The sequence below is a fragment of the Sulfuricaulis sp. genome (assembly GCF_049587675.1).
GTDB lineage: Bacteria > Pseudomonadota > Gammaproteobacteria > Acidiferrobacterales > Sulfurifustaceae > Sulfuricaulis.
On sequence record NZ_JBAVEJ010000220.1, the window covers coordinates 41,071 to 47,461 of the forward strand.

4 protein-coding genes are annotated in these 6,391 nt (G+C 57.8%); 3 read left to right on the plus strand and 1 reads right to left on the minus strand.

Going from position 1 to position 6,391, the window contains the following annotated elements; translation table 11 throughout:
- Positions 1-30: 30 nt before the first annotated feature.
- Positions 31-2,052 carry a dynamin family protein gene (locus WB402_RS11505; RefSeq protein WP_424207972.1) on the minus strand — a complete coding sequence of 674 codons (2,022 nt, stop codon included), beginning with the start codon at positions 2,050-2,052 and terminating at the stop codon, positions 31-33.
- A 336-nt stretch (positions 2,053-2,388) separates the two neighbouring features.
- Between WB402_RS11505 and WB402_RS11510 the strand changes: the two genes are divergently transcribed.
- The 3 genes from WB402_RS11510 (at position 2,389) to cysM (ending at position 6,299) form a co-directional block, all read left to right on the plus strand.
- Positions 2,389-3,429, plus strand: a complete 1,041-nt coding sequence (locus tag WB402_RS11510) for a hypothetical protein (protein WP_424207974.1) — start codon at positions 2,389-2,391, stop codon at positions 3,427-3,429.
- A gap of 124 nt (positions 3,430-3,553) precedes the next feature.
- On the plus strand, positions 3,554-5,326 hold the full coding sequence (gene recJ, locus WB402_RS11515) for a single-stranded-DNA-specific exonuclease RecJ (protein WP_424207976.1): 1,773 nt from the start codon (positions 3,554-3,556) through the stop codon (positions 5,324-5,326).
- Positions 5,327-5,414: 88 nt separating this feature from the next.
- Positions 5,415-6,299, plus strand: coding sequence for a cysteine synthase CysM (gene cysM, locus WB402_RS11520; RefSeq protein WP_424207978.1), 885 nt, complete (start codon positions 5,415-5,417; stop codon positions 6,297-6,299).
- Positions 6,300-6,391 lie beyond the last annotated feature (92 nt).

The following is a 6,391-nucleotide window of genomic DNA, read 5'->3' on the forward strand; positions in this document are numbered from 1 at the left end:
AACCATGGTTATGCGCCACTGATGCGTACGTCACTCAGCTAAGGGGCGATGTATCCGCTCCAGCAGGGTTTCCGTGGTCTTCATCTGATCCTCCAGACCTTTCCGGACTTCCTCTAACTCGGCGATACGCTCCCCGAGACTGTCCATGTTCTCGTGAATCTTCTTCAGGGCCTCAAAACTCCGGTCAATCATGGTCTTATGCTGTTGAATCTGGGCAAAAACCGGGTTTACCGCCGCCTGGAACCAGTTTTTGGACGCGGTATTGCACTCATTGAAAATATGGTGCGCTTGGCTGACCAGGGTGATGAAAAACCGCTTGATGACATAGCGCTGTTCCGTCATCACGGTCATGGGACTTTCACGGAACTCATTGGCTTTTTCTTCCAGCTTCTTGAACTCCATGACAAACGGCAACAGCGACAGCCGTGGCGGGATGATCTTGGCCAGCCCGTATTCGGTATGCAGGCGTAGATAGATGGCCTCGACCACCTTGCGTATCTCGTCGGCTTCCTTGTTGACCTTTTCCATGCGCTCCAGGGTGCCCGCGAAGAACGTCGACATGCCGGATTTCAGACCGCGCGTGGTCCAGGTGTCATTCATGTCCACGCGCGTCTTGGAGATCAAATCGTCCAGGCTTTTCATGCTCAGATGCCCGAGCAGAATCTGCGCCTGCTTGGACAGCGCCGCACGCGTCAACTGAAAGCCTTCGAGTTCCTTGTCATACTTCTGCTTTTCCTGGCGCATGCGCGCGACCATCTTCTGGATCGCTTCCAGATTCTTGCCGCTCAGGGCCTTGAGATCGGTCAGTTGCCGGTTAACATCGGTGAGTTTCGATTCCAGCAGCGCGCGGCTGCTTTCAACCCGCCCGCTGATTTCGTGCACGATGCGGTTGCGGATGAGCATATGCCGGGAAGGGATCATGTCTTCCGACAGTTTGTGCTCGAGCACCGGTAGCCCGCTCTTATCGGTCAGCGCCGGATCGCCCTTGATTTTGGCAACGAGACCCTTCTGCGCGGATACCGGAAAGATCGATTTCCGCTCTACATGCAGCACACGCGCGGTCTCTTCAATCTGCCGGGCAATACTTTTGGCCACAGCGGCCTCATCGTGCAATTCGTCCCAGAGAATATCTATCTTGTTGAGTGCTATCAGGTGCGAATTGCCCTTAACTGTGCTCACATGGTTGGCCCAGACATCGAGATCCGTTTTGGTGACACCAGTATCAGCTGCCAGCACAAAGAGGATGGCCTGGGCATTGGCCAGCGTGTTCAACGTCAGCTCGGGTTCCACACCCAGGGCGTTCAGTCCAGGCGTGTCGATTACCACCAGACCCTGCTTGAGCAGAGGATGCGGAAAATTGACGATGACGTGGCGCCAGACCGGAACTTCGATCATCTCATTGGGCGCTGGTTTCTGTGCCTGCGCCCGGGAATCATACAGACCCAGTTCCTGCGCTTCGCGGATGTTGACCTTTTTCGTTTTGGTAATTTCGGACAAAGCCTCGCGTACTTCCTCGGCGGAGCTCAGCTTCAGAATATGCTGTGTCGTCCAGTGCACCGGCGTGCGCTTGTACTCGGAAATCGTGAGCGCCGTCTTGCGCGTCTCGATGGGCAGCAGCTTGACGCAAGCTCCGTCTTTCTCGTCCCAGCGCAATTCGGTAGGGCACATGGTCGTGCGTCCGGCCGAGGAGGGCAGGAGACGCTGTTTGTAATCGGAAAAGAAAATCGCGTTCAGCAACTCCGTCTTGCCGCGGGAGAATTCCGCCACCAACGCCACGGTCAGCTTGTCGGATTGGAGCGTTTCGATCAGCTCATAAACGCGCAAATCCTGCTCACCGTCCGTGAGTCCCTGTGCTTCGGTCCAGGATTGATAATCGGCAATCGCCTGGGCGAGATCGTCGCGCCACTGTTTAAAGTGGGCCAATTGCTCGGAAAAATTGCTGAGGATGGCCTTGGCGTTGCGCGACTGCACAAAATCCTCGATCGCCACCACATTGCTGGTGTCGGTTAGAGGACTCTCCTGCGCTTGCGACAAGCCGGTTTTCGGGTTCAAGGTCGTCCTGCCTGGAAACATCGTTAAATGTCTATTAATGATGCAAGAGTCAGGCCAGAGGCTGAAATACTCCGTAAAATTAGGGTTTTTGCAGGCCTGTTTCCGTCCACCCCGGGCCTTTAGGCCGATATCGCCCCTGTTCGAGGTGGCAGAGCGCCCGGGAGGTAAAGCCAGGCCCGGGACCAGGCTAAGTGGAGCCCGGTGCTGGTGGAAAAATTCCGCATGGCGCGACCCTTGCTTGCATTTTTTACCTTAGAATCGCTGCAGCGGCTCGCAGTACGACGGCACAGCCATAAAACAACGTGACATGACCCTAAATTCCCCGACCAAGCTCCCGTGCGCCCGCAATTGACCCTCTATCTCCCCGGACTGCTTATTGCCAGCGGAAATGACCACACTGAGCTTGGAAGATGCCGTGGCCTGGAAACCTTGCTGGCACGGGCCGAGCAAAAGTCACAAACCGGAGGGACAACCGGATACGAACATGAGCTGTTCAGGCTCTTTGGACTTGAACAGGAGGAAAATACCGATCTTCCGGTGGCTGCTGTCAGCCGCATGCACGACATGGGTGTGATCGACAAAGATTGGTGGCTGCGCGCCGACCCCGTGCATTTGAGCCTGCAACAGGACCGCCTGATCCTGACCGATGCCCGGAGACTGGATATCACTCAGGATGAGGCAAACCGCATGGTGGCGGAGATCATGGAAGTGTTTACCGCGGATGGATGGCTGCTCAAGGCGCCGCGACCGGATCGCTGGTATCTCAAGCCAGCAAGAGCGCCGAAGATAACCACCACTTTGCTGTCGCGGGCGATCGGCCAGGACGTGCATCCTTTTCTGCCTGGCGGTCCTGATGGCAAGGCCTGGCATACGACCCTGAATGAAATCCAGATTCTGCTGCACACGACGACCGTTAATGCCGAACGCGAGAAAGACGGCAAACTCCCCATCAACAGCCTGTGGTTCTGGGGTGGCGGCCGTCTGCCGCGCATCAAGCCGGTATCCTGGACGCATGTCTGGAGCAAAGAACCGGTAAGTCTGTCCTTGGCAAGGCTGTCAGGTACGCCGGGTGACAACACACCAGATCGGTTTGAAGACTGGCACAAACTGGCGGTCCGGCCCGGCGAGCACCTGGTGGTGCTGGACGATCTGCAGCACGCGGCGATATATGGTGATGCACAGGAGTGGAATAATGCCCTGCAACGATTGGAGCGAGATTGGATGATGCCGCTATTACAAGCATTGAAATCAAACACCATCACGAACGCAACATTGATTACGGATAAGGGAATGAGTTTCTCGCTCACCTCCCGTCAGGCACGCCACTGGTGGCGATTCCCTCGCCCCTTGGCGACTTATCTCGCAGCGCAGCCCTGACACTTCTTATTATGTCAGGACGAACGAGCGAAGCGGAGTAGGGCTACTGATCTTATGTCAAAACGAACGAGCGTAGCGAGTAGGGCTACATTATCGTCAGGACGAACGAAGTAGGGATTCATTTATGTCTTCTGGAAATAAAATCATCAGCCGCCGTCCACCGGGTGAACCCGGTAATCTTCCCACCGATCTGCATCCGGTGCTACGGCGCATCTATCTGGCGCGCCAGGTCACCTCGGCACAGGAACTGGAACAGTCGCTCGATCAGCTGATTCCGCCGGCCCAATTGAAGGAGATTGATCAGGCCACCGCATTGTTGGCCGACGCGCTGCAGCGGCAGCGGCGCATACTGATCGTGGCGGATTTCGACGCTGATGGCGCAACCAGTTGTGCACTCGCGTTGCGGGCACTGCGAGCCATGGGCGCTCACGACGTACTCTATCTCGTGCCGAACCGTTTTGAGTACGGCTACGGCCTGACTCCCGAAATCGTTGCGCTGGCCGCACAGCAATCTCCGGAACTGATCATCACGGTTGATAACGGCATCTCGAGCTTGGAAGGCGTGTCGGAGGCCCGCCGTCGCGGCATCGATGTGCTGGTCACCGATCATCATCTCCCCGGCGCAGCGCTGCCGATGGCGACGGTGATCGTCAACCCCAACCAGCCGGACGATAATTTCCCGAGCAAAAACCTGGCCGGTGTCGGAGTTATTTTTTACGTGATGCTGGCGCTGCGCGCGCACCTGCGGGAAAGCGGGTGGTTCGCACAACAGAATATTCCCGAACCCAATCTCGCCCGTTTGCTGGATCTCGTGGCGCTTGGCACCGTCGCCGACGTGGTGCCGCTCGATGTCAACAACCGGATTCTGGTCGCCCAGGGGCTGAAACGCATTAATCATGGGAATCCCTGTGAGGGTATCGCGGCGTTGTTGCGTGTGGCGGGGCGCTCGCCGCAACGCGTGACGGCCATGGATCTGGGATACGTCGTCGGACCGCGCCTTAACGCTGCCGGCCGGCTCACGGACATGTCGCTCGGCATCGAATGCCTGCTGACCGATGATCCGTCGGCAGCGCAGGCCATGGCCGAGAAGCTCGACGCCTTGAACCGAGAGCGGCGTACGATCGAGGCCGCGATGCAAAAGCAGGCGCTCGCGGCGATAGCGAGCCTGCATCTGGACATGGCGACGTTGCCGCGCGGCCTGTGCCTGTTCGACGAATCCTGGCACCAGGGCGTGATCGGCCTGGTGGCCTCGCGCATCAAGGAACACACGCATCGCCCGGTGATCGCGTTTGCGCCGGTCAGCAACACCGAGATCAAGGGCTCGGCACGGTCGGTGCCCGGATTGCATGTCCGCGATGCACTCGATGCCGTCGCCGCGCGCCATCCGCATTTGTTGAGCCGCTTCGGCGGACATGCGATGGCGGCCGGGCTGACCCTGCTACGCGCGCACCTGGAGGCCTTCCGGCAGGCCTTCGATGAAGAAGTCAGCCGCCATCTTTCCGACAGTGATTTACAGGGAAAGGTTATCAGTGACGGCGAACTCACGGGGGAGGAGTTGTCGTTGCCGGTCGCCGAGCTGTTGCGCGCGGCCGGCCCGTGGGGCCAGGGATTCCCGGAACCCGTCTTCGACGGCTGCTTTGATGTGGTCAGCCAGCGGGTGGTGGGCGAGAAGCACCTCAAGCTGACCTTGCGCGCGCCGCATCACGCCAAGGCGCTGGAGGCGATCGCGTTCAACAGCGTGCGCGAGGGACAGGCCGTCACCTATTCCCGTATCCGCACCGCTTACAAACTGGACGTGAACGAATATCAGGGCTATCGCTCATTGCAGCTGATTATCGAACACCTGGAACATGCCGACACCGCGGTCAGCCATGTCGAGCCGGTGACCACGGCATGAAATTTACCGTCTGTGACAGGGACCTAGAATATTTTCCATATATGCCGCTGGGTCGCATTGCAGTCGCGCGCGGGTTAATATTCCGCGTATGAAACGTCTGGAAGATTTTGTCGGCGACACGCCGTTGGTGAAGCTGCAACGCCTGCCGGGAAAGACTTCGAATATCATTCTGGCCAAGCTCGAAGGCAACAATCCCGCCGGCTCGGTCAAGGACCGGCCGGCGCTTTCCATGATCAAACATGCCGAGGCGCGCGGCGAGATCAAACCCGGCGACACGCTGGTCGAGGCCACGAGCGGCAACACCGGCATCGCGCTTGCCATGGCCGCGGCGATGCAAGGCTATCGCATGGTGCTCGTCATGCCGGAGCATTTGAGTCTCGAGCGGCGCGCGGTCATGAAGGCCTTCGGCGCCGAGCTGGTGCTGGTGACGCAAAAGGAAGGCATGGAAGGCGCGCGCGACCTGGCGGATAAAATGGAACGCGAAGGCAAGGGCAAGGTATTGAACCAGTTTTCAAACCCGGACAATCCGCGCGCACACTATGAAGGCACCGGCCCGGAGATCTGGCGCGACACACAGGGCAAGATCACGCACTTCGTGAGTTCTATGGGCACCACCGGCACCATCATGGGCGTATCGCGCTATCTGAAAGAAAAGAATTCTAAAATCCAGATCGTCGGCGTGCAGCCGTCCGAGGGATCGCAGATTCCGGGCATCCGCGCCTGGCCCAAGGAATATCTCCCCAAAATCTACGACGCCAAACGCGTGGATCGCATTATGGAAGTCACGCAGAAAGAAGCGGAAGAGATGACGCGAAGACTGGCGCGCGATGAGGGCATCTTCTGCGGTATTTCCTCCGGAGGCGCAACGATTGCGGCGCTGAGATTATCCCAGGAAGTTACCAATGCCGTGATCGTAACCATTATTTGCGATCGCGGCGACCGTTATCTGTCGACAGGGGTTTTCCCTGACTAACTATTTATTCACCGCAACGATACAAAGAGCGCAAAGTAATTCAAATTTAGCAAATGATTAAGTATATTTTTCTCAGGGAAGCTCTGATTAAG